Here is a 23637-nt window from a genome sequence, read left to right on the forward strand (position 1 = left end):
TGGCGCCCCGCACTCCGTCGCCCCAGACTTGACGACATGTCGACAGGCAGGCGCAGTGCGGGGCTCCTTCTCTTCCGGGTCACGGAGGACGAGGACGTGGGCGAGCGGGATGTCGAGGTGCTGATCGGGCATATGGGCGGCCCGTTCTGGGCGGGGCGGGAGGCGGCCGCGTGGTCGGTGCCGAAAGGCGAGTACGGGGCGGAGGAAGGTGCGGAGGCGGCCGCCCGCCGCGAGTTCGCGGAGGAGCTGGGGGTGCCCGTCCCGCCGGGTGAGTGGATCGCGCTGGGCGAGGCGCGGCAGCGCAGCGGTAAGACGGTGACCGTGTGGGCCCTGGAGGCCGAGCTGGACCTCGCGTCCCTCGTGCCCGGGACGTTCACGATGGAGTGGCCGCGCGGGTCCGGCGTGCAGCAGGAGTTCCCGGAGATGGACCGGTTCGCCTGGTGCACGCCGGAGCAGGCCGCCGAGCGGCTGATCGCCGGTCAGCGGGTGTTCGTCGACCGGCTGCGCGCTCAGGTGCGCGGGGCGGCCACCTCCCCCGAGGCGTAGGCCGGGGCCGGTACCTTGCCCACCTGGCGGCCCGACCGCAGTTCCAGGACGTCGCCGGTGAAGCGGGCCCGGAAGCTGCGGTCGTGCGAGACGACGACGACCGCGCCCCGGTACTGGTCGAGGGCCTGCTCCAGCTCCTCGACCAGGCTCAGCGCGATGTGGTTCGTCGGCTCGTCCAGCACCAGCAGATCGGCCGGCCGGGTCACCAGACGCGCCAGGGCCAGCCTGCGTTGCTGGCCGACGGAGAGGGACGCGACGGGCACGTCGAGGTCCTCGGGGCGGAACAGGCCCAGGGCCAGGAGGTCGTCGGCGTACTCGTCGGGGAAGCCGGGCCGGCCCGCCGCGAAGGTGGCGAGCAGGGTGCGCCGGGTCGGGCGCGCGGGCAGTTCCTGCGGGAGGTAGCCGATGCGGGCGTGGCGGGTGACCGTTCCCGTGTCGGGGGTCAGGTCGCCCGCGAGGACCCGCAGCAGGGTGGTCTTCCCGGCCCCGTTCTCACCGGTCACCAGGAGCCGGGCTCCCGAGGTGACGTGCAGGGAAGGGAGGTGAAGCCGGTCCCCGACGGAGACGGAGTCCAGCTCCACGAGGGGCCTCGCCCGGCTCGCGGGGCCACCTGTCGTGCCGGTGGTCCCGGCGGTACGGCTTGCGGGTCCGCTCGCGGCTGTGGTTGCGGCGTGGCCCGCTCCGCCCGTCTCCCCGGCGACCGACGGGCGGCCCGTGAAGGCGAGCGGGCGGGGCGGGGGCGGCACGGGAGACCTGCGTAGGGCGTCCAGTCGGGTCCGGGCCGCCCTGACCCGGCCGGACAGCTTGGCCTCGCTGGAACGGCGGTGCTTGCCGAAGCCCTGCTTCGGGTCGCCCCCGGTGGCCGCGAGCCGCGCACCCGCCGCCTCGACCAGTTCCTCGGTGCGGGCCAGGTCCGCGAGGTACTCCTCGTGCTCCTGGGCCCAGCGGCGGCGGGCAGCGGCCTTGGCGGTGCGGTAGCCGTCCCAGCCGTCCCCGTACCGGGTGACCGTACGCAGGTCCCGGTCGACCTCCAGGATCACCGAGGTGACCCGCTCCAGGAACGCCCGGTCGTGGGTGATCGCCACGACGGTCCCCCGGTGGGCGCGCAGGTGGTCCTCCAGCCAGCCGACGGCACGGGCGTCGAGGTGGTTGGTCGGCTCGTCGAGCAGCAGCAGTTCGGGGGCGGCGGCCAGCACGCAGGCGAGGGCGAGCCGGGACTGCTCGCCACCGGACAGGGTGCCGAGCGGGCGGTCGCGGGTGAGATGGGCGAGGCCGAGGCCGTGCAGGGCCGCTTCGGTACGGGCGTCCGCCCGGTAGCCGTCGCGGTCCTCGTAGGCGGTGAGGAGGTCCCCGTACGCGGCGAGTTCCGCGTCGGTCGGCCCCGGGTCGCCGGGCTTCCGCTCCGAGAGGCCCGCCTCCGCCTCGCGGATCCGGTGTTCGAGGCCGCGCAGGTCGGCGAGGGCCGCGTCGACGGCGTCCTGCACGGTGTCGGCCGGGTCGAGGTCGAGCGTCTGGGCGAGGTAGCCGGTGGAGCCGGGGAACCGGACGGTGATCTCACCGGTGTCCGGGGCTTCGGCCCCGGCCAGCAGGCGGAGCAGGGTGGACTTTCCGGAGCCGTTCTCGCCGATGACGGCGGTCTTCTCACCGGGCCGGACGGTGAGGGTCACCTGGTCGAGTACGGAGCGGTCCCCGTACGCCTTGGAGACGTCCTTCATGGCCAGTTGAGCGCGGTCGCGCTGGGGGTGCATGGGTGCCTTTTCCCTGGGTGACGGCCCGCGGCGGCGCGCGCCGAAGCGCGGCGGGGGCGGGGCGTGGATGCCGGACGGCGGAGGGACGGCGGCGGGCGCGGGGTGACATCGACGTCACCATGACCGGGACATCGTCACGCGTCATGGAGACCTGGGCACCGGGGCGTCTCAGAAGGACACGCGGTGCGGCGCGCCGCGGCCGTCCGGGCCGGGAATCAGCGGAAGAAGTAGAAGCGGTACGAACCCATGTCGGCCAGTCTAGCGGCGGGCGGCCACCCCGCGACGGGATTTTCCGGCCGCCCCGCCCCGCCCCGGGGGCGGGGCGGGGACCGGCGACGGCGGGAGGTCAGCCGTTGGGCAGGATGACGGCTCTGCCGTTGACCCTGCCGTTGTGGAGGCGCTCGTACGCCAGCGGGGCCTCGTCGAGGGAGTACGTCTCCACGTGGACGTCCACCGCTCCGGCGTGGGCCAGGTCGAGGACCTCGGCCAGTTCCTTGCGCGAGCCCCAGTAGGGAGCGCAGACGTTCGTCCCGTACGGGAGCGTTCCGAAGCCGACCGGGAGCGCGCCGCCGCCGATGCCCACGATGGTGACGTCGCCGTCCACGCGGGCGACGGCCCCGGCGGTCTGCACGGTGGGCGGCGCTCCGACGAAGTCGAGGACCACGTGGGCGCCGAGGCCGCCGGTCAGTTCCCTGACGCGGGCGGCCGCCTTCTCGTCGGAGAGGACCGCTTCGTGCGCACCGACGGTCCTCGCCAGGGCGAGCTTGTCCTCGGTGACGTCGAGGGCGATCACCCGGGCGGCCGTCATGGCGCGCAGCAGCTGGATCGCGACGTGGCCGAGACCGCCGGTGCCGATGACAACAGCGGTGGAACCGGGCACGAGCTTCGCCAGGGAGCGCACGATCGCGTGGTACGGGGTGAGTCCGGCGTCGGTGAGGGGCACCGTCTTCACGGGGTCGAGGTCGCCGATCGGGACGAGGTGGCGGGGGTCGTCGACGATCATGTACTCGGCCATCGCGCCCGGGGCGCCGAGGCCGGGCGGCATGATGCCGAGCTCCTTGGCGCGCAGGCAGTAGTTCTCCTTGCCCTCGGCGCAGTTCACACAGGTGCCGCAGCCCCAGGGGCCGTACACCGCGACGGAGTCGCCGACCGCGAAGCCGTCGACGCCGTCACCGAGGGCGGCGACCGTGCCGACGCCCTCGTGGCCCAGGGTGAGCGGCAGGGGGAAAGGGATCTGGTCGGTGGGCCAGCTCATCACGGCGATGTCGGAGTGGCAGACGCCGGCGGCGGTGACCTTCAGCAGGACCTGGCCGGGGCCGGGCTCGGGATCCGGGACCGTGACCACCTCGGGGGCGGCGCCGACGGCTCGGTACTGAACGGCTTTCATGGATCTCCTCGCTTCTTCCTTGCTTCTTGTTTGTCCTCGCCGCCCCCCCTGTTCCTTTGTCGCCCTCGTGCTCCCCGCCCGCCACTCGGGGCCTCGGTCACGGGGCGGAGTAGCCGCCGTCCACCAGGTGGTAGCTGCCGTGGATGAAGGAGGCCTTGTCGGAGAGGAGGAAGGCGGCGAGTTCGGCGACCTCCTCGGCGGTCCCGAGGCGTCCGGCCGGGTGGAGGGAGATCAGGTGCTCGCGGGCCGCCGGGTCGGCGTTCCTCAGGAGCGGGGTGTCGATGAAGCCGGGGCCGACCGCGTTGATCCGGACGTTCCTCGCGGCGTATTCGAGCGCCGCGGTCTTGGTGAGGCCGACGACGCCGTGCTTGGCCGCGACGTAGGCGGGCGAGCCCGCGAAGCCGTTGGTGCCGAGGATGGAGGACATGTTGACGATCGCGCCGCCGCCCGCCGCGACGATGGCGGGCAGTTCGTAGCGCATCGAGTGGAAGACGCCGCTGAGGTTGGTGGCGACGACGCGGTTCCAGTCCTCGACCGGATACTCACCGGTGGGGCTGCTGGGGCCCGCGATACCGGCGTTGTTCACGGCCAGGTGGAGGGCGCCGAAGGTGTCCACCGCGAACCGCACTGCCGCCTCCACGGAGGCCGGGTCGGTGACGTCCATCGCGACGGCGGCGGCCCTGGCTCCGGTGCTCTCCAGCTCGGCGGCGGCCTTGCGCGCGTTCTCCTCGTCGTAGTCGGCGACGACGACCGCCGCGCCGCCGGCGGCAAGCCGCCGGGCCAGGGCGAGGCCGATGCCCGAGGCGCCGCCGGTGACGAGGGCCGTGCGGCCCGCGAACTCGGCCGCGGACGCGGCCGCGTTCGTGTGCGTGCCCGTGTTCGCGGTCGCGTTCGCGGGGATGGAGCTGTGTTCGGTGCTCATGAGGATGCCTCTGTTTCCGATGCTGCTTCTGTTGCTTCTGTTGCTTCTGCTGCTTCTCCGGCTGTCTCCGCCAGTGCGTCGAAGGCCTCGGCGACCCGTTCGGGCAGGGCGTCCGGACGGCCCCCTCGCACCCAGGCGGCCTGGGCCGCGAGCAGCGCGCCCGCTCCGGCGGCGACGGTCACGGCGGGCCGGATGTCCTGCCGGGGATCGACGCCGATCCGGTCCGCGACGATGGCGATCGAGTCCTGTTGGGCGTCCACCCGGATGTGGTGGAAGACGGCGTAGAGCGTCGGCTCCTCCTCGGCGACCACCAGCAGCTCGAAGATCCGGGGACGGCGGTGCCAGGCCTCCGCCTCCGGGTCGGCGAGCCAGTCGAGGACGGCCCGCCGGTAGGCGAGGAGCGGGGGTTCCGGGGCCGGGCGGGCGCGCAGGGCCTCGTTGATGCGGTCGCCGTCGCCCCGCAGGGAGTCGAGGGCGGCGGCCTCCTTGCTCGGGAAGTACCGGCTGAACGTACGGCGGTCGACGTCCGCGGCTTCCGCGATCTCCTCGACCGTCACGTTCCGCAGCCCCCGGTCGAGCACGAGCTCGAATGCGGCCTGCGCCAGGGTGTCGCGGGTGCGGCGCGCCTTACGGCTGCGCCGCTCCGGGATCTTCCGTTCCGGATTCATACATGTACCGTACACCTGAAAATGTCCCCACGCGACATTCGTCTCGTGGGGACATCAGAGGGACGTGTCAGGGGACGTGTCAGTGGGCGGCTGCGGGGGCGCGGTGCAGCGCCAGCGCGGCGACGTCGTCGCGCCGGATGCCGCCCGAGAACTCCTCCAGGTCGCCGTGGAGCGCGTCGAGCAGCTCGCGCGGATCGTGCCCGGCCCAGGCCACGACCCGCTCGTCCAGCGGGTAGAAGGCGCCGGTGGCGTCACGGGCCTCGGTCACCCCGTCGGTGACGACGAGCAGCGTCGCGCCCTGCGGGAAGTCGAAGGACTCGGCCGTACGGGCCTCCCGGCTGAGTGCGGCGAGGCCGAGGGGGACGGAGGTCCGGTGGAGCGTGACGGCCGAGGTCCGGCCGTCGTGCAGCAGGCGCGGCGCCAGATGGCCGCAGTTCACGGCCTCCACCCGGCCGCCCTCGTCGAACCCGAGCAGGAGCGCGGTCACGAAGCGTTCGGCCTCGCCGGTCTGGGCGGAGAACTCGTTGTGCCGGACGACCGCGTCCTCCAGCGCCTGGACCACTCCGGTCAGCGTGGGTTCACGGATGGCCGCCTCACGGAACGCGGCGATGGCCGCGAATCCGGCGCCGATGGCCGCGAGCCCCTTGCCCTGGACGTCCCCGATGATCACCCGGGTCCCGTACGGCGACTCGACGACCTCGTAGATGTCTCCGCCGACGAAGCGGTCCTCCTCGATCGGCTCGTAGAGCCCGTACGCGAAGACGTGGTCGGTCACGACGGGCAGCGGCCGCAGGATCTGGCGCTGCAGGGTGACGGCTGCGGACCGCAGCCGCGCCATCTCGGTGGCATGCCGGATACGCGCCGCGCAGGCGGCGACCCCGAGGGCGCAGGCCAGTACGGCGAAGCCGATGCCGAAGACGAAGTCCCAGAAGGTGCCGTCCGCGCCGGCCCGGAAGCCGACGACGATCGTGGTGATCCACACCGCGACCCAGATGGTCTGGCGGAGGCTGCAGTAGACGGAGGCCAGGGCCGGGACGACCACGAGCAGGGGCACGACCCGCAGGTCGTTGCCCGTGCTGGCGTCGAGGAAGACGACCAGCAGGGTCAGCAGCGTCAGCCCGCCGAGCAGCGCCCAGTTGCCGATGCGGCCCTGGGACACCGCCGTGATGCTCGCGTCCGGGCTCTGTACGGCACCGTCCCGGTGCCGTACGTCGCTCCGCCTCTTCGGCTTCTGTGGCTTCTGTGCCATGTCCAGCAACCTCATGGGCACGGCCTGTCCTCCCGGTGGTGCCTCGGCGCCGCCCGCAGTTTCGGCCGGTCCCTTCCAGTTGAGCGGGAGGCGGGCCCGCGCACAGGAGGCCATAGGACCCCGAGGGGGTGCCGAAGGTCCCGTTCGGGACTTCCGGCCCGGGACCTCGGTCCCGGGCCGGGGTGCCTCAGGTCCCGTGGGCCGAGGGGAACGTGGCGGGGACGAGGGCGGAAAGGAATTCCGTACGCCGGCGGAGCCGGAAGCCGAGGGACTCGTAGAGCCGGATGGCGCCGGTGTTGGAGGCGGACGCATGCAGGAACGGCGTCTCGCCGCGCTCCCGGATCCCGTGTGCGACCGCCAGGACCAGCCGGCTCGCCAGCCCCTGCCCCCGTACGGACTCGTCCGTGCAGACGCCGCTGATCTCGGTCCAGCCGGGCGGGTGCAGCCGCTCCCCCGCCATCGCCACCAGGGCGCCGCCCCGCCGGATGCCGAGATACGTGCCCAGCTCGACCGTGCGCGGCAGGAACGGGCCGGGGCGGGTGCGCGCCACCAGGTCCAGCATCTCCGGCACGTCCTGCGGGCCGAGCGGAACCGCCTCCGGGTCGGGTGCGGCGTCCACCGCCGCGTCGACCAGCTGGACGCCGGCGCCCCGGAAGACGATCTCCCAGTCCCGCGGTGGCGGCGCCTGGAGCGCGGCCAGGGCGACGGAGCCGCCCGGCCCGGCGAGCGCCGCGAGATCGGCCCAGTCCTGGGCGTCCGGGGCGTCGGGGAGCGCGATCCAGGGGGAGACGTCGACGGGATAGCGCAGGACCCGCCCACGGCTCTCGGCGACGTGGGCGTGCGGACCGGTGAGGGAGGACCGGGCGGGGTTGTCCAGCGGGTGGAGCCGGGCAGGGGCATCGGTCCGGGGCCGGGTGTCGTTCTGGGTCATGGTCTCCTCGGTCTCGTTCCGTGCAACGTGCGCTTTCCTCGGCGGCGGGCCTCCGGCGTGCGGAGCAGCGCGCCCCGCCGGAGGAAAGGCCAGCGGATACGGCGGGTATTCCGCGAAGCACATCTGTTCATGGCGCCGCAATCATCGGGAGGCGTGCGGGGGCGTCGCGGGGCGTGCCCGCACGCGGACGAGCGGCGAAATCAACCCATCCCTAGGCCAATACGTGCCGGTGCGGTCCCAACGGCCCTCCGCCTGTGGCACTCTGGTGGCGACCGCCCCACCGGGCTCCCCCGTACCGGTGGGGCGGTTCTTCGTACCTCCACGCTCACGCCCCTCAGATGCGGTCCGCCACGCGCACCCGTCACTCGCGCCCCTCGGGCAGCAGGGCGTGACGGTTCCTCAGGACCGAACCGGGCCTGTTTCCGGCCAACTCGATCCGTGTGGCCAGATCAACTCCATCCGCGACGCATGAGAGCCGCACCGCCGGGAAGGCGAACAGACCTCAGGGCTGACGAACCAGGAACCAGGGAGCGTGAAGCGACATGACCGTGCACACCGCACAGACCGCGCAGACCGCCGGCGCGGAGCGGACGGGCACCACCGAGGAGCTTCCGTGGATCGAGGATGCCGGGAAGATCGCCCCGCTGGACGCGCGTCGGCTCTCGCGTCTCTTCTTCGACCGCCTCCAGGTCCTGGAGGAGGGCACGCACGAGTACCAGTACGCGCGCAACACCCTCATCGAGATGAACCTGTCCCTCGTCCGCTTCGCCGCCAACCGCTTCCGCAACCGGGGCAGCGGCGACATGGAGGACATCATCCAGGTCGGCACCATCGGGCTGATCAAGGCGATCGACCGCTTCGACCTCTCCCGGGAGGTCGAGTTCACATCGTTCGCGGTGCCGTACATCGTCGGGGAGATCAAGCGGTTCTTCCGTGACACGAGCTGGGCCGTGCACGTGCCGCGACGCCTCCAGGAGCTGCGGGTCGATCTCGCCAAGGCGAAGGAGTCCCTGGCCGGCGTCCTCGACCGGGACCCCACGGCGAAGGAGCTGGCGGAGTACCTGGGGATCGAGGAGTCCGAGGTCACGGAGGGGATCGTCGCCTCCAACGGCTATACGGCGGGCTCCCTGGACATGCCGACCGACACTTCGGAGGCCGGACCCGGCCAGACCGCCGGGCGGACCTTCGCCGACGTGCTGGGAGATCCGGACCCCGCCATGGAGGCCGTGGAGAATCTCCACGCCCTCGCGCCCCTGCTGGACGAACTGGACGAGCGGGAGCGCCGGATCATCGACATGCGCTTCGGCCAGGAGATGACCCAGGCGCAGATCGGCGCGGAGCTCGGGATATCGCAGATGCACGTGTCCCGGCTGCTGAGCCGGATGCTGGGCAAGCTGCGGAGCGGGATGCTCGTCCAGGAGTGACCGCCGCCGGGGCGAACAGCGGGCAGGAGGGGTGTTGCGGTTCTGACTGATGCATCAGTCAGAACCGCAACACCCCTCCTCTTTCATGGTTCGCACCCCGCTCATGTTGAGGTTTTCTCAACACGTCGTTACGGTGGCTGACCATGCAGCAGCAGGACGAGGTGGCCGCACGGGTCCGGCAGGTGATCGACGCGGCGGGTGTGAGCGCGCGCGAGTTCGCGCGGCGGATCGTCATCGATCCGTCGAAGCTGTCCCGGTCCCTGAACGGCACCCGCCGTTTCACCGCCGCCGAACTGGCCCGGATCGCGGACATCGGCGCCGTCGACGTCGGCTGGCTGCTCGGCTCGACGGCCGGTGCGGCAGCCGGCGCGGACACGGACGCGGCGGGCCGTACGGCGGCCGGTGCGGCCCGGACGGCGTCGCCCGTACGTTCTCCGTCGGCCCCTCGCCCGCCGGTGCCCTCGCCGGAGGGCGGCAGACCCCTGCAGATCGTGCGCGAAACCGTCCGGCTCATCGCCGAGCGCGGCTTCCATGCCGTCCGGGTCGCGGACATCGCCGCGGCCTGCCACACCAGCACGGCGGCCATCCACTACCACTTTCCCGGCCGTGACGAACTGCTCGAAGCCGCGGTCCGCTGGTGCATGGACGAGGACACCCGTCGCCGCGCCGACGCCACGGCCGGTACGCGGCACGCCGGGGACGAACTGCGCCTGCTGATCGAACTCCAGACGCCTCGCACCGAGCGGCAACGGCGGCAATGGTGCGTCTGGCTCGACCTGTGGGCCGAGGCCGCCCGGTCCACCACTATCGGGAGGCTCCACGTGGAGTACTACCGCCAGTGGCGGGGAACGGTCGCCGGCGTGATCCGGCGCGGCGTCGAGCAGGGCGTGTTCCGCCCGGTCGACGCGGACGGCGCAGCCCTCGCCCTCACCGCTCTGATCGACGGACTGGCCTCCCAGGTCCTGGCAACCGAAACGGACGGCCAGGACGACGGAGTCCCGGGCACCGGTGCGCAGGCCATGCACGACACGCTGATCGCCCATGTGGACGCCTGCCTGACAGCCCCCACGGCCGACTGACCCCCGTACGACGACAAGCAGACCCCCACAACCCTCAGCTCCCCAGCCCTGCCAGCTCCCCCGGAGGAGATGTTTCCGCATGCCCGTGAACCAAGACGTCATCATCACCTGCGCCCTCACCGGAGCCGGCGACACCGTCGGCCGCAGCCCCCATGTCCCGGTGACGCCCGAGCAGATCGCCGCCTCCGCCGTCGAGGCCGCCGGGGCCGGCGCGGCCGTGGTCCACATCCACGTCCGCGAGCCGGAGACCGGCGCCCCCTCCCGCGATCCCCGGCTCTACCGGGAGGTCGTCGAGCGGATCCGGGAGACCGGCACCGACGTCGTCATCAACCTGACCGCCGGAATGGGCGGGGACCTGGTCATCGACCCGGAGGCACCGCTCCGTCAGCTCCCGGGCACCGACCTGGTCAGCGGGCTCGACCGGCTGCCGCACGTGGAGGATCTGCTGCCGGACATCTGCACCCTCGACTGCGGTTCGCTCAACTTCGGCGACGGCAGCAACCTCTACGTCTCCACCCCCGACATGCTGCGCACCGGTGCGAAGCGCATCCAGGAACTCGGCGTCAGGCCCGAACTGGAGATCTTCGACACCGGGCAGCTGTGGTTCGCCAAGCAACTCCTCGCCGAAGGACTGCTCGACGATCCCACGGTCTTCCAGCTCTGCATGGGCATCCCGTGGGGCGCGCCCGCCGATCCGGGCGTCCTCCAGTCGATGGTCAACATGCTTCCCCGGGGCGCCCAGTGGGCGAGCTTCGCGCTCGGCCGCATGCAGATGCCCTGGGTCGCCCAGTCCATCCTGCTCGGCGGACACGTCCGGGTCGGTCTGGAGGACAACCTCTATCTGGGCAAGGGCGTCAAGGCCACCAACGGGCAGCTGGTCGAGCGCGCCGTGCGGATCACCGAGTCCCTGGGCTCCCGGGTCGCCACGCCCGACGAGGCCCGCGAGACGCTCGGCCTGCGCCCGCGCGCCTGATTCCCCCGTTCTACCGACTCCCCTCCCCCCTCACCGTCTTTCCGGAGTGTCGCCCGTGACCGTCATCCCCTCCCCCACCCCGCCCCCCGGTCCCCCCGCCCCCTGCGCCCCGGAGGACGTACGCCGTGTGGCGTGCGTCGGGGCCGGGGTGATCGGCGGCGGCTGGGCCGCCCACTTCCTCGCCCGCGGTTACGACGTCATCGCCTGGGACCCGGCCCCCGACGCGGCCGTCCGGCTGCGCCGGCTCATCGCCGCGGCCTGGCCGGCGCTGGAACAGCTCGGCCTGGCCGACGGGGCGTCGCAGGACCGGCTGACCGTCACCGGGACGCTCGAAGAGGCCCTGGCCGGCGCCCAGTTCGTCCAGGAGAGCGCCCCCGAGAAGCTGGACCTCAAGCGCGATCTGCTGGCCCGGCTGGAGGCCGCCGCACCGGCGGGTACGGTGATCGCCTCGTCGACCTCCGGCTACCCGATGACGGACATGCAGACCGAGGCCGCCGACCCCGGGCGGCTCGTCGTCGGACACCCCTTCAACCCGCCCTACCTCATCCCCCTGGTCGAGGTCGTCGGCGGTGAACGGACCGATCCCGCAGCGGTGGAGTGGGCCTCGCGCTTCTACGAGGTCGCGGGCAAGTCCGTGATCACCATGGACCGCGAGGTGCCCGGCTTCATAGCCAACCGGCTCCAGGAGGCCCTGTGGCGCGAGGCGCTGCACATGGTCGCCAACGGTGAGGCGACGGTGGCGGAGATCGACGCGTCGATCACCGAGGGACCGGGACTCCGCTGGGCCGTGATGGGGCCGATGCTCACGTTCGCGCTCGCGGGCGGCGAGGGCGGGATGGCCCACATGCTCGACCACTTCGGCCCGTCGCTGAAGTCGCCCTGGACCCGGCTCGAAGCACCCGAGCTCGACCGGGCCCTGTACGAGGCGGTGGTGGCCGGCTGCGACGAGGCCGCGGACGGCCGGAGCATCGCGGACCTGGTCGCGACACGCGACCGGGGCGTCATCGACATCCTGCGGGCGACAGGCCGCCTGCCCCGTTCCGCCGAGGAGGCGACCCGATGAGCGAGCAGCCCACGCACGCGGAGACCGCCGTGACCGAGCAGACCGCCGCGGCCGCCGACGACGACATCTCGCTCCCCCTGTTCCACCGGACCGTACGGCCCGAGTGGATCGACTACAACGGCCATATGAGCGAGGCGTTCTACGTCCTGGTCTTCGGGTACGCCACCGACGCGATGATGATCGAGACCGGTCTGCACGCCGGCTACCGGGAGAGCACCGGCTGCTCGCTCTACACCGCCGAGGCGCATGTGCGCTATCTCCGCGAGGTGGCCGCGGGATCCCATCTCGCCGTCCGTACCCGGCTGTTGGGCGTGGACGCGAAGAAGGCGCGCTTCTGCCACGAGCTGTACGTGGTCGGCGCCCCCGACGACGTACCGGAGCCGGAGGCCGTCCCGGTGGCGACGACCGAACTGCTGGCGCTCCATGTGGACCAACGGGCGGGCCGCACCGCCCCGTTCCCGGACACCGTACGGGAACGGCTGGCCTCGCTCGTCGAGCCCGCGCCCGCGTGGGCGGGCCGTTCGATCGCCGAGATCCCGGCGGTCCGCTGAACGCGCGCGCATGCCACGCCCCGCCCCACGGCCGGGGCATGGCATGCGCGTTGCCGCCGTATTGCGGGCCATGACGGGCCGTTGCGGGTTCGTGGCCAAGCGGGCGACACGCTTCCGAGGGTGCGGAGTGCGTCCTACGGTCCGTATTCAGCCCGTCACCGCCCCGTGCGAGGAACCACATGAGCCAGCCCCTCGACTCCGTCACCGCAGGCCACACCCCCGAGGACCAGGACCGGCAGGATCCCGGCGCCGCCTGGTCGTTCGAGACCAAGCAGATCCACTCCGGCGCGGCCCCGGACCCGACGACCGGCGCCCGCGCGGTGCCGATCTACCAGTCCACGTCCTTCGTCTTCCGCGACACGAAGCACGCCGCCGACCTGTTCTCGCTGGCCGAGCCGGGCAACATCTACACCCGCATCCACAACCCCACCCAGGACGTCCTGGAGCAGCGCGTCGCCGCGCTGGAAGGCGGGATCGCGGCCGTCGCGCTGGCCTCGGGCCAGGCGGCGGAGACGCTGGCGCTCCTGACCCTGGCCGGGGCGGGCGACCACGTCGTCTCCTCCTCGTCCCTCTACGGCGGCACCTACAACCTCTTCCGCCACACGCTTCCCCGCTTCGGCGTCGAGGTGACGTTCGTCGAGGACCCGGAGGACCCGGCGGCGTGGAGGGCGGCGGTCCGGCCCAACACGAAGGCGTTCTTCGCCGAAACGCTCGGCAATCCGCGCGGCGACGTGCTGGACGTCCGGGCCGTCGCGGACACCGCGCACGAGGCCGGGGTGCCGCTCATCGTCGACAACACCGTGCCCACGCCCTATCTGCTCCGGCCGATCGAGCACGGTGCGGACATCGTGGTCCACTCCGCGACCAAGTTCCTCGGCGGGCACGGCACGACGATCGGCGGCGTGGTCGTGGACGCCGGTACGTTCGACTTCGGGGCGCACGCCGGGCGTTTCCCCGAGTTCCACGAGCCCGACCCCAGCTATCACGGGCTGCGCTACTGGCCGGACCTCGGCCCGAGCGCGTTCGCGGTGAAGCTCCGGGTGCAGCTGCTGCGCGATCTGGGGCCCGCGCTCTCGCCGCACTCGGCGTTCCTGCTGCTCCAGGGCATCGAGACGCTGAGCCTGCGGCTGGAGCGGCACACCTCCAACGCGCTGGAGCTCGCCCGCTGGCTGGAGCGGCGCGACGAGGTGGCGGCCGTGCACTACGCGGGCCTGGAGTCGAACCGCTGGTACGAGGCCGGGCAGCGCTATCTGCCGCGCGGGGCCGGGGCCGTGCTGGCCTTCGAGCTGAAGGGCGGGGCCGACGCGGGCCGGCGGTTCGTGGACGCGGTCGAGCTCTTCAGCCACCTCGCCAACATCGGTGACGTCCGCAGCCTGATCATCCACCCGGCCTCCACCACGCACAGCCAGCTCACCGAGGAGCAGCTGATCGCCACCGGCGCCACACCCGGTCTTGTCCGGCTGTCGGTGGGGCTGGAGAACGTCGACGACCTCAAGGCCGACCTGGAGGCGGGTTTCCGGGCGGCGAAGGCGGCGTCCTGAACCGGAAGGACCCGCACCGCGCACTCCCCCTCCCGCCGGCCTCCGGTGGCCGGCGGGAGGGGGATCCGCCCGGTCGTCGCCGCTGGGCGGCGATCGAGGACCCGCTGCCCCTGGAGTCCGGGATCAGGCTGCCGGGGGTGCGCCTGGCGTACGAGACCTGGGGGCGGCGGGCCGCGGACGGGTCCAACGCCGTGCTGGTGCTGCACGCGCTGACGGGCGACAGCCATGTGGCCGGTCCCGCCGGTCCGGGGCATCCGACGCCCGGCTGGTGGGACGCGCTGGTCGGTCCGGGCCGGGCGCTCGACACCGACCGCTGGTTCGTCGTCGCACCCAACGTCCTCGGCGGCTGCCAGGGCAGTACCGGCCCCTCCTCCCCCGGGCCCGACGGCACTCCGTGGGGGTCCCTGTTCCCGTATCTGAGCGTGCGGGACCAGGTGACGGCGGAGGCGGCCTTCGCCGATGTGCTGGGCATCGACCGGTGGGCGGCCGTCATCGGCGGGTCGATGGGCGGCATGCGGGCCCTGGAATGGGCGGTGAGCAGGCCCGAGCGCACCGGTTCGCTGCTCGTGCTCGCCGCCCCGGCCGCCGCATCCGCCGACCAGATCGCCTGGGGTTCGGCGCAGATCGGCGCGATCCGCTCCGACCCGGGGTGGCGGGGCGGCGACTACCACCGCGCGCCGCCGGGCGAGGGACCGCACCGGGGCCTCCGGCAGGCGCGCCGCATCGCCCACATCACCTACCGGAGCGCACCCGAACTGGACTCCCGCTTCGGCGGCGAGGCGCAGCCCGGGGAGGAGCCCGCGCACGGCGGCCGCTACCGGGTGGAGTCCTATCTCGACCACCACGCGGACAAGCTGGTGCGCCGCTTCGACGCCGGGAGCTATGTGACGCTCACCGCGGCGATGAACGGCCACGATGTCGGCCGGGGCCGGGGCGGGATCGCCCGCGCCCTGGCCCGCGCGGAGCTGCCCGCCCTGGTCGCGGGCGTCGACTCGGACCGGCTGTACCCCCTGGCACAGCAGGAACGCCTGGCCGCGCTGCTGCCGGGGGCGGGCGCCGCGCACACCATCGCCTCGCCGTACGGGCACGACGGCTTCCTCATCGAGACGGAGCAGGTGGGGGCGCTCGTACGGGAGTTGCTGGCGCCGCTCCCGCAGCCTCGTGCCGCCCACGCCCCTTCCTCCACCCCCACATCACCCCTGAGCTGACCCACGAGGAGTTTTCATGAGCCCGGTGACGACCGAGGACGTCTACGACCGGATACGGATGCGGCAGTGGTCCCGCGGCCGGGCGCGTTCGGCCGGGATCGACCGCCGCGATCTGCTGAAACTCGTGGCGGCGGCCTCCGCCGCCGTGCCGCTGGCCTCGGTCGCCGCACCCGCCCGCGCGGCCGACGGGCTGCCCGGCGTGGTCAAGCCGCTGCCGTCGGAGCTGTTCACGCTGCGCGGCACCAACGCGGAGACGAACTTCGACGCCCTGCACGGCACCGGGCTGCTCACCCCCGCCGACCGGTTCTTCGTCCGCAACCACACCGCCACCCCGCGCATCGACCGGGCGGACTGGAAGCTGACGGTGTGGGGCGACGGGCTGCGGGGCGGGCCGGTGGACTTCACGTTCGGGGATCTGCTGGCCCTGCCGCAGGTGGCCCGTACCGCTTTCGTGGAGTGCGCGGGCAACGGCCGGAGCTACTTCACCTCGCAGCAGGGCCAGACGGTCAGCGGCACCGCGTGGACGCTCGGGGCGATCGGCACGGCGCGCTGGCGCGGGGTGCGGCTGGCGGACGTCCTGCGCCGGGCCGGAATCCGGCGGCACGCGGTGGACGTGCTGCCGCGCGGGCTGGACGCCGAGGTGGTCACCGACGGGGTGAACCTGGGCCGGGTGCGCCGCCCGCTGCCGGTGGCCAAGGCGCTGGACGACGTCCTGCTCGCGTACGAGATGAACGGCGAGTCGCTGCCGCCCGACCACGGCCATCCGGTCCGGCTGATCGTGCCGTCGTGGGTGGGCATCGCCAACATCAAGTGGGTAGGCGACATCGAGGTGAGCGCCGAGCCGCTGCTCACCCCGTGGAACACGGGCCTCTACCGGCTGTTCGGCCCCGGGCATCCGCCGGAGGGCAGCCCGCCGCTGACCCGGCAGTCGCTGAAGAGCGCCTTCGAGCTGGCCCCGGGGGCCGCTTTCCCCGCCCACCGGCGTGCGCTGCTGACCGGGCGTTCCTGGTCGGGCGGGGCGCCCGTACGGGCCGTGGAGGTCAGCACCGACGGGGGTGTGCGCTGGCGGGCGGCCCGGCTGCGGGACGAGCCGCGGGCCGGGAGCTGGGTGCGGTGGACGGCCGACTGGGTGCCGAGGGAGCGGGGGTCCACCGTGCTGCTGGCGAGGGCGACAGATCGTTCGGGGCGCAGGCAGCCGGTGGCCACCGCGCACAACACCCAGGGCTATCTGTTCGACGCGGTGGTGCGGCACCCGGTGACGGTGACCTGAACCCCTTCGGTGGTGGACCCGGCCCGTCACACGGCCGGGCGGGCTCCCGCCAGTACGGCGCTGTGCACGGCGCGGGCGATGCGCGCGCCCCAGGTGGAGCGGGGTCCGGCGAAGGGTTCGCCGCCGTCGGGCCCCGGTTCGGGGGCGGCGACGCACACGGCGTCGGTAGGGGTGCCCGAGCAGTCGAGTCCGGCGTCCAGGAGGGCCTGGACCTTGGCCTCGGTGGCGGTGGCGACGGCGTTGACGAGGGCGGCGTCGGAGAGCGCGGCGGGCAGGGTGACGACGATGTTGACCGTGCCCGGCCGCAACGCGGGCGCCCGGTCGTCGTCGGGCGCCGCCGCCCAGCCCCGTACGCCGAGGCCCGCCGTGACGGTCGCCGTGACGCCGCCGTCCCGGGCGGTCGTGTACGCGGCGACGTCGGCGGCGGTCATCAGCCCGGCGCCCGGGCCCGAGAGCCCTTCCGCCGCGGCGATCTCGGCGAGGTGACGGTCCGGGTCGAGGCGCGGGTAGCCGCCGGGGACCTGGGCGTTGAGAATCCAGTCCCGGGGGCCGATGCCCCCGCCGAGGACCGCGCTGCTGCACACCCGCACGCCCGGCCCCAGCCGCCACACGAGGTGGTGGAGGTGGTGCCCGTCCTCGCGCCGGTCGCGCAGTTCGCCGCGTTGCGCGGGCAGCCCGAGACGTACGGAAGAGATGGCGCACCCCTGGTGGCTCGGCGGGTCGGCGGTGGTCCGCCCTGCGGCCGCCGCGGTCCGCCGATCCTATGCGAGCCCCGGCGGCTCACCCGATTGGCCTAATGCCGTCCGGAGCGGCCCGGTACCGCCGCACGGGGCCGGGGCCCCGCACCGGGCTTGCCGGAGCCACGATCGGGGCGAGCGGGCGGTTGCAGCGTCCAAGCGGGTGAGGCGCGATGGAATCCGGACGCGCCACCTCCGGTGGAGCCAACCACAGGGCGTGCCCGAGAGGAGGAATCGGTTATGGGAGCCGCTGACGGTTTCACGGATTCCGGAGAACTCGACGGTCTGACCGTGTACGACAACGACGGCGAGAAGGTCGGCAGTGTGGGCCGGGTGTACGTCGACGACGACACCGGCAAGCCCGACTGGGTCACGGTCAAGACCGGCATGTTCGGTATGAAGGAGAGCTTCGTCCCGCTCGCCGGAGCCCGTCGAGTGGGTTCCGACCTGCACGTCGCCCATCCGAAGGAGAGCGTCAAGGACGCGCCCCGGGTGGACGCGGACGCGCACCTCTCCGTGGCCGAGGAAGAGGAGCTGTACCGGCACTACGGCCTGAGCAGGAAGTCCGGCAACCTCGGTGACAACCGGCCGGGCGGCATGGACGCGCCGACCGTCGCCGGGACCGGGGCGATGGGCGCGGCGGGTGCCGCCGGCGCCGCGGGCGCGGCCCGGGGTACCGGAACACCCCCCACCGCCAAGGCGACCGGGAAGGCGACCACCGCCGGGACGAGCGCCGGGACGGCCGGCGCGGGAACGACAGGAGCTGCGGGCATGGCAGGAGCAGGCAGCGGTACGGGCAGGCACCGCGACACGGAGGCCTCCACCACGGAACGCCCGCTGGCGGGCGCGGGTGCGGGCACGTCCCGGGCGGCCGACATGAGCGGCAAGGAGGAGATGATCCGCTCCGAGGAGCAGCTGCACGTCGGCAAGGAGGAGTACGAGAGCGGCAAGGCACGGCTGCACAAGTACGTGGTGACCGAGGAGGTCACCCGGACGGTGCCGGTCTCCCACGAAGAGGTGCGAGTGGTCCGTGAACCGCTCCAGCCCGGCGAGAAGACCACCGGGACCACGGACTTCGGCGAGCAGGACGTCGAGGTCACGCTGCACGCGGAGCGCGCCACCGTACGCAAGGAGGCCGTGCCGGTGGAGCGGGTCCGACTGGAGACCAACCGGGTCACCGAGCAGAAGGAAGTCTCCGCCGAGATCCGCAAGGAGAAGATCGACTACGCGGACGGCAAGGACATGGGCACCGGCAAGGACGCCGGTGGCGAGTTCGGCCAGGGGCGACGCCGCTGACCCGCACGACCTCAGGTGGCCGGAAGGCCGCTCCCACGTCCTCGGCCGCCGGGCGGGCTCGTAGCTTCGAGTCCGCCCGGCGGGCTGTCCGGGGGCGTTGTCCTTGTGCCCAGCCGGTCAGCGGCGCCGCAGGAACCGTACCGAGGGGCGGCCGTCGGGACCTTCCGGGGTGACGACCGCCCGCACTCCGTAGACGTCCCTGATCAGTTCCTCGGTGAGGACCTCGGCCGGGGTGCCTCCGGCGACGACGCGGCCGGCCTTCATCACGGTGATCCGGTCGCAGAACATCGCGGCCAGGTTGAGGTCGTGCAGCGCGACGACGCTGGTGACGGGGAGGTCGGCGACCAGGGCGAGCAGGTCCAGCTGGTGCTGGATGTCGAGGTGGTTCGTCGGTTCGTCCAGGAGGAGTTCGCGGGGCTGCTGGGCCAGGGCGCGGGCGATCTGGACGCGTTGGCGTTCGCCGCCGGACAGGGTGTGCCAGGACTGCCCGGCGCGGTCCGTGAGCCCGGTGCGCCGCAGCGCGTCGGAGACGGCGTCCTCGTCGGTGCTGTCGGGGGCGGACCAGGCGCGCCGGTGCGGGATGCGGCCGAGGCGTACGACGTCCAGGACGCTGAGGTCGACCTGGGTGACCGCGTGCTGGTCGACGACGGCGATCCGGCGGGCGACGGTGCGGCGGCCGAGACGGGCGAGGGGGTCGCCGTCCAGGGTGACGACGCCGGTGTCCGGGGCGAGGAGGCCCGCGAGGATCCGCAGCAGGGTGGATTTGCCGGAGCCGTTGGGGCCGAGGAGCCCGATGGTGGAGCCCGGCGGCGGGGTGATGTCGACGCCGTCGAGGATGAGCCGGCCGCCCGCCGCCCGGCCGACGCGCTCGGCGCGCAGGCCCGTGGAAACGCTCATGACGTGCTCCTGGTGCGGTACAGGACGAGGACGAAGGCGGGGACGCCGATCAGGGCCGTGACGACGCCGACCGGTACTTCCTGCGGGTCGAGGACGGTCCGGGCGAGGGTGTCGACCCAGACCAGGAAGACGGCCCCGGCGAGCGCGGTGACCGGGAGGAGCCGCCGGTGTCCGGAGCCGGTGAGGGCGCGGGCGGCGTGCGGCAGGACCAGGCCGACGAAGCCGATCGCCCCGGCCGCGCTGACCAGGGCGGCGGTCAGCAGGGCGGTCGTGCACAGCAGCACGATCCGGGTGCGGGCGACGTTCACGCCGAGCGCGGCGGCGGCGTCCTGCCCGAAGGCGAAGGCGTCGAGCGTACGGGCGTGGGCCAGGCAGACCACCAGGCAGACGGCGAGGACGGCGGAGCACAGGGCGACCTCGCTCCAGCCGACGCCGCTGAGCGAGCCGAGGAGCCAGAACAGCACCCCGCGGGTCTGCTCGGCGTCGGCGGAGGTCATCACGACGAAGGAGGTGAGGGCGGAGAAGAGCTGCATCGCGGCGACGCCGGAGAGGACGACGCGGTCGGTGGAGCCGCCGAGGGTGTGGCTGAGCAGCAGCACCAGGGCGAAGGAGAGGAGCGCCCCGACGAACGCTCCGGCCGACAGCGACACCGCTCCCCCGCCGACCCCGAGGACGACCACGACGACCGCCCCGGTGGAGGCGCCGGAGGAGACACCGAGGACGAAGGGGTCGGCGAGCGGGTTGCGCAGCAGCGATTGCATCACCGTGCCGCACACCGCGAGCCCGGCGCCGCACACGGCGGCGAGGAGGGTACGCGGCATCCGCAGATTCCAGATGATGCCGTCCCGGATCGGGCTGAGGTCACTCGCGCCGAACCCGAGGTGCGCGGCGACGGTCGACCAGACGTCGGGGACGGAGATCCGGGCGGGCCCGATGGTGACGGCGACCGCGACGGAGGCCAGGAGGAGGAGTAGTCCGCCGCCCCACAGCAGGACGGTGAGCGGCGCGCCGACCCGGGCGGGAACGTCCGGGCGGGCGGCAGGCGGCGCGTCGGCCGTCTTCGCGGCCGTACGGCTGTCGGTGCTCACCCCGCGAGCCCGAAGTCGCGCAGTCCGGCCGCGACACGCTCCAGTCCCTCGACGGTCCGGATGGTGGGGTTCATGGCCTGGCCGCTGAGCAGCACGTAGCGGCGGTTCTTGACGGCGTCCATCGTCTTCGTGACCGGGTTGGACTCCAGGAACTCGATCTTCTTCTCGGCGCTCTCGGCGGTCTGCGTCGTGCGGCTGAGGTCGCCGATGACCAGGACGTCGGGGTTGCGGTCGGCGACGGTCTCCCAGCTGATCTGGGGCCATTCGTCATGGGTGTCGTCGAAGACGTTCTTCGCTCCGAGCTCCTTGGTGATGACGCCGGGGGCACCGCAGCAGCCCGCGAGATAGGGGGCCTTGGAGTCGGAGAACCAGTAGAGGAGGGAGGCGTCGGAGGCGTCGATGCCGTCGGTGGCCTTCTCCACCCGGGCCCGGAGCTTCTTCACCAGGGCGTCGCCGCGTTCGGGGACACCGAACACCTGGGCCAGTTCGCGTACTTCGGTGTAGACGCTGTCCATCGTCAGGGGTGCGGTGCGGGCCCCGTCGCCGCTGCCGCTGTTGTCCTTGCCGACGCAGTCGGCGGGCGAGACGTAGGTCGGGACGCCGAGCTTCTCGAACTGTTCGCGCGGGGCGACGCCGCCCTTGGCGAGGGTCGAGGCGAAGGAGGCGGAGAGGAAGTCGGGCTCCTTGTCGAGGACCTTCTCCGAGGAGGGCCGGTTCTCCGATATCCGCTCGACGCCCGCGTTGGCCTTCTCCAGCCCCTTCATCACCGGGTCGCTCCAGGTGGCGGTACCGGCGAGCCGGTCGGCCAGGCCGAGCGAGAGGAGGATCTCGGTGGACCCCTGGTCGACGGAGACGGCCTGCTGGGGCGGCGCCTTCACCGTGACGGTGCGCCCGCAGTTCTTCAGGGTGAGCGGGAAGCCCTCGGCCTTCTTCCCGTCGGTGGCTCCGGTGCTCCCGCCCTCGCCGCAGGCGGTCAGCAGGAGGAGTCCGGCCGCGAGCAGGGCGGCGGTACGTATCGGAGCGGGGGTGGCCGTGGACAGCACGAAGGACCTCTGTGTCTCTGGGCCCAGCCGCGGAGCCCGTCGTACGGTTCCCGTGCCCCGGTGCGGGCGCGGGTGCCAGCAGGTCTTCGGACTCGGGTTCGTCCGGGCGGGACGCCTTCCCGGAGCACGCGTGTGCTCCAGTGGCCGTGGCCCCGCCCGTCCCCCTCACCGCTGCGCGTCAGTTCCGGATTCGCACCGGATTCCCTGACCCCGTCGCTGGGGTTCGACTGGCCCCGGCAAGCTATCACGCGTCTTCTCGCAGCTCGGGCGCGGTGCGGTGGGTCACGGCCGCGGGGCCGGTACGGCGCGGGGCCGGTACGGCGCGGGGTCGGCCCGCCGTACCGGCTGTGCGGATTCCGCTCGGGCAGGCCCAGGGCCTGGCGCCACCTTCCCGTCGTCGCCCGGCAGACGGGAAGGTGACGCCGGCCCCTACGGAGCCTGGAGGGCGATCACCGCGTTCTGGCCGCCGAAGCCGAAGGAGTGGCTGACGGCCCGTCGTACGGGGACCTCGCGCGGGGTCTTGGTGACACAGTCGATGGCGAACCCGGGCTCGGGGGCGTCCAGGTTCGCGATCGGCGGGATCACCCCGTGCTGGAGCGTGAGGATCGTCAGGCCCGCCTCGATGGCGCCGGCCGCCCCCATGCAGTGGCCCAGTACGCCCTTGGGGGCGGTGACGGGCGGCCGGTGCGGGTAGGCCCGGCCGATCAGGGCGGCTTCTGTGGCGTCGCCCTGCGGGGTCGACGTGCCGTGCGCGTTGACGTGGTCGACGTCCTCGGCCCGCCAGCCCGCGTCGCGCAGCGCGGCGTCGACGGCCGCCCGTGCGACCTCCCCGGCAGGGTGCGGGCTGGTGGGGTGATGGGCGTCGGTGGTGGCCCCGGCGCCCGCGATCAGCGCTCGGGGAGAGGCTCCTCGGGCGCGGGCCTCCTCGGCCCGCTCCAGGACCATGATCGCCGCGCCCTCGCCCATGACGATCCCGGTCCGGTCGGCGGCGAAGGGGCGGCAGAGGCGGGCGGGGTCGCCGTCCCGCGGTGCCGCGGCGCCGGAGCGCGCGAAACCGGTCATGGCGACGGGGAAGACGATCGACTCGGTGGCCCCGGCGATGGCGATGTCGCACTGGCCCAACGTGAGCATGTCCCGGGCCACCGACAGCGCGGTCACCCCGGACGAGCAGGCGGTACACGGGGCCAGACTCGGTCCGGTGGCCTTCATCGCGATGGCGATCTCGGCCGCAGGCATGTTCGGGATGGTCAGCAGGATGCCCGAGGGCGAGGTGGCCTCGGGGCCGCGTCGCTCCAGGGCGACGGCCTGTTCGGTGAGTCCGGCGGATCCTCCGCTGCTGGTGCCGACCACGACGGCGACCCGGGTCCCGTCCCAGTGCGCCGGGTCGAGCCCGGCGTCGGCGACCGCCTCCCGGGCGGCCAGGAGGGCGAACTTGACGTACCGGCCCATCCGGAACGCGGACCTGCCGCCGACCGCGTCGTCGAGGTCGATGCCGGAGACCGTACAGGCGAAGTCGACGGCGCAGCCTTGCAGTTCGGGGACGGTGCGGGCGGGTGAGAGGCCGGCGCGGACTCCGCCCCAGGTGGTGTCGGTGGTGTGGCCGACCGGGGTGATCATCCCCAGTCCCGTCACGGCGATGGCGGGTCGTTTCATCGGGTGTTGCTCACCGGCACCGTCGCCTCGGCCGCCGTGCTGCCGACGGCTTCGTCGATGTACGCGGAGATGTCGGCCAGCGTGGCGTCCTTGTAGAGCTTCTCGGAGTCGGCGTCGACGCCCAGGGTCTCCTTAATGATGACGGCGAACTCGGCGACCGCGAGGGAGTCCATCTCCAGGCTGTCCATGGTGGACTCCGGCAGGACCTCGTGGGCGGGCACCTTGAACGTCCCGGTCAGCACCTCGGTGATCTTGGGGTGAATGGTCTTCATGGTGATTCCTCTCATCGGGTTCGTCGAGATCGTCCGAGCGGCGGGGGAAAACGGTGCTGCCCACCTCCCGAAATAACTGGATGACGATCTT

22 protein-coding genes and 1 riboswitch are annotated in these 23637 nt (G+C 73.0%); of the genes, 10 read left to right on the forward strand and 12 right to left on the reverse strand.

Features of this window, described 5'->3' with window-relative positions:
- Positions 1-36 precede the first annotated feature (36 nt).
- Entirely contained in the window at positions 37-546 is a 510-nt protein-coding gene (locus WQO_RS01800; RefSeq protein ID WP_010061675.1) for an NUDIX domain-containing protein, read from the forward strand.
- On the opposite strand, the gene WQO_RS01805 is transcribed toward WQO_RS01800, so the two are convergent.
- The 6 genes from WQO_RS01805 to WQO_RS01830 form a co-directional block, all read right to left on the reverse strand.
- On the reverse strand, positions 510-2294 hold the full coding sequence (locus WQO_RS01805; protein WP_010061676.1) for an ABC-F family ATP-binding cassette domain-containing protein: 1785 nt from the start codon (positions 2292-2294) through the stop codon (positions 510-512). The two genes, WQO_RS01800 and WQO_RS01805, sit on opposite strands and share 37 nt — an antisense overlap.
- A 346-nt stretch (positions 2295-2640) precedes the next feature.
- On the reverse strand, positions 2641-3681 hold the full coding sequence (locus tag WQO_RS01810; protein ID WP_010061677.1) for an NAD(P)-dependent alcohol dehydrogenase: 1041 nt from the start codon (positions 3679-3681) through the stop codon (positions 2641-2643).
- A 97-nt stretch (positions 3682-3778) separates the two neighbouring features.
- A complete protein-coding gene (locus tag WQO_RS01815) occupies positions 3779-4603 on the reverse strand; it encodes an SDR family NAD(P)-dependent oxidoreductase (protein ID WP_010061678.1) in 825 nt (274 codons plus the stop codon).
- On the reverse strand, positions 4600-5271 hold the full coding sequence (locus tag WQO_RS01820; protein ID WP_010061680.1) for a TetR family transcriptional regulator: 672 nt from the start codon (positions 5269-5271) through the stop codon (positions 4600-4602). The genes WQO_RS01815 and WQO_RS01820 overlap by 4 nt, the downstream gene beginning before the upstream one ends.
- A 79-nt stretch (positions 5272-5350) precedes the next feature.
- Positions 5351-6520, reverse strand: a complete 1170-nt coding sequence (locus WQO_RS01825; RefSeq protein ID WP_010061681.1) for a PP2C family protein-serine/threonine phosphatase — start codon at positions 6518-6520, stop codon at positions 5351-5353.
- Positions 6521-6707: 187 nt separating this feature from the next.
- Positions 6708-7451, reverse strand: a complete 744-nt coding sequence (locus WQO_RS01830) for a GNAT family N-acetyltransferase (RefSeq protein ID WP_010061682.1) — start codon at positions 7449-7451, stop codon at positions 6708-6710.
- Positions 7452-7993: 542 nt separating this feature from the next.
- Between WQO_RS01830 and WQO_RS01835 the strand changes: the two genes are divergently transcribed.
- From WQO_RS01835 to WQO_RS01870, 8 genes are all read left to right on the forward strand, one after another.
- Complete coding sequence (locus WQO_RS01835) at positions 7994-8875, forward strand: RNA polymerase sigma factor SigF (RefSeq protein WP_010061683.1); 882 nt, start codon at positions 7994-7996, stop codon at positions 8873-8875.
- Between the two features lie 143 nt (positions 8876-9018).
- On the forward strand, positions 9019-9954 hold the full coding sequence (locus WQO_RS01840) for a TetR/AcrR family transcriptional regulator (protein WP_058953839.1): 936 nt from the start codon (positions 9019-9021) through the stop codon (positions 9952-9954).
- A gap of 79 nt (positions 9955-10033) precedes the next feature.
- Positions 10034-10927 (forward strand): beta-keto acid cleavage family enzyme, encoded by an 894-nt coding sequence (locus WQO_RS01845; RefSeq protein WP_029182388.1) that lies wholly within the window; start codon positions 10034-10036, stop codon positions 10925-10927.
- A 55-nt stretch (positions 10928-10982) separates the two neighbouring features.
- Positions 10983-11990 carry a 3-hydroxyacyl-CoA dehydrogenase NAD-binding domain-containing protein gene (locus tag WQO_RS01850; RefSeq protein ID WP_058953840.1) on the forward strand — a complete coding sequence of 336 codons (1008 nt, stop codon included), beginning with the start codon at positions 10983-10985 and terminating at the stop codon, positions 11988-11990.
- On the forward strand, positions 11987-12541 hold the full coding sequence (locus WQO_RS01855) for a thioesterase family protein (RefSeq protein ID WP_010061690.1): 555 nt from the start codon (positions 11987-11989) through the stop codon (positions 12539-12541). Before WQO_RS01850 ends, WQO_RS01855 begins: the two co-directional genes overlap by 4 nt.
- 179 nt (positions 12542-12720) lie before the next feature.
- Positions 12721-14082, forward strand: coding sequence for a bifunctional o-acetylhomoserine/o-acetylserine sulfhydrylase (locus WQO_RS01860; RefSeq protein ID WP_010061691.1), 1362 nt, complete (start codon positions 12721-12723; stop codon positions 14080-14082).
- Positions 14079-15290 (forward strand): homoserine O-acetyltransferase MetX, encoded by a 1212-nt coding sequence (metX, locus tag WQO_RS01865; protein WP_032748691.1) that lies wholly within the window; start codon positions 14079-14081, stop codon positions 15288-15290. The genes WQO_RS01860 and metX overlap by 4 nt, the downstream gene beginning before the upstream one ends.
- Before the next feature lie 16 nt (positions 15291-15306).
- Positions 15307-16560 (forward strand): sulfite oxidase, encoded by a 1254-nt coding sequence (locus tag WQO_RS01870; protein WP_058953841.1) that lies wholly within the window; start codon positions 15307-15309, stop codon positions 16558-16560.
- A gap of 26 nt (positions 16561-16586) precedes the next feature.
- Here the strand turns inward: WQO_RS01870 and WQO_RS01875 are convergent, their stop codons facing one another.
- A complete protein-coding gene (locus tag WQO_RS01875; protein ID WP_079055508.1) occupies positions 16587-17255 on the reverse strand; it encodes an adenosylcobinamide amidohydrolase in 669 nt (222 codons plus the stop codon).
- Between the two features lie 282 nt (positions 17256-17537).
- Between WQO_RS01875 and WQO_RS01880 the strand changes: the two genes are divergently transcribed.
- The gene (locus tag WQO_RS01880; RefSeq protein WP_010061696.1) at positions 17538-18593 is read left to right on the forward strand and encodes a PRC and DUF2382 domain-containing protein; all 1056 of its coding nucleotides are present in this window, start codon (positions 17538-17540) and stop codon (positions 18591-18593) included.
- Between the two features lie 117 nt (positions 18594-18710).
- Here WQO_RS01880 and WQO_RS01885 read toward each other — a convergent pair whose 3' ends face one another.
- The 5 genes from WQO_RS01885 to WQO_RS01905 all read right to left on the reverse strand — a co-directional run bounded on the left by WQO_RS01885 (position 18711) and on the right by WQO_RS01905 (position 23546).
- The gene (locus WQO_RS01885) at positions 18711-19490 is read right to left on the reverse strand and encodes an ABC transporter ATP-binding protein (RefSeq protein WP_010061698.1); all 780 of its coding nucleotides are present in this window, start codon (positions 19488-19490) and stop codon (positions 18711-18713) included.
- Entirely contained in the window at positions 19487-20578 is a 1092-nt protein-coding gene (locus WQO_RS01890; protein ID WP_010061700.1) for a FecCD family ABC transporter permease, read from the reverse strand. The genes WQO_RS01885 and WQO_RS01890 overlap by 4 nt, the downstream gene beginning before the upstream one ends.
- Positions 20575-21621, reverse strand: coding sequence for an ABC transporter substrate-binding protein (locus tag WQO_RS01895; RefSeq protein ID WP_010061701.1), 1047 nt, complete (start codon positions 21619-21621; stop codon positions 20575-20577). The genes WQO_RS01890 and WQO_RS01895 overlap by 4 nt, the downstream gene beginning before the upstream one ends.
- Before the next feature lie 60 nt (positions 21622-21681).
- Positions 21682-21868, reverse strand: a riboswitch (cobalamin riboswitch).
- Positions 21869-22050: 182 nt separating this feature from the next.
- Positions 22051-23274, reverse strand: coding sequence for a beta-ketoacyl-[acyl-carrier-protein] synthase family protein (locus WQO_RS01900; RefSeq protein ID WP_010061702.1), 1224 nt, complete (start codon positions 23272-23274; stop codon positions 22051-22053).
- On the reverse strand, positions 23271-23546 hold the full coding sequence (locus WQO_RS01905) for an acyl carrier protein (RefSeq protein ID WP_010061703.1): 276 nt from the start codon (positions 23544-23546) through the stop codon (positions 23271-23273). Before WQO_RS01905 ends, WQO_RS01900 begins: the two co-directional genes overlap by 4 nt.
- Positions 23547-23637: the final 91 nt, after the last annotated feature.

The organism is Streptomyces globisporus C-1027, assembly GCF_000261345.2.
Taxonomy (GTDB): domain Bacteria; phylum Actinomycetota; class Actinomycetes; order Streptomycetales; family Streptomycetaceae; genus Streptomyces; species Streptomyces pakalii.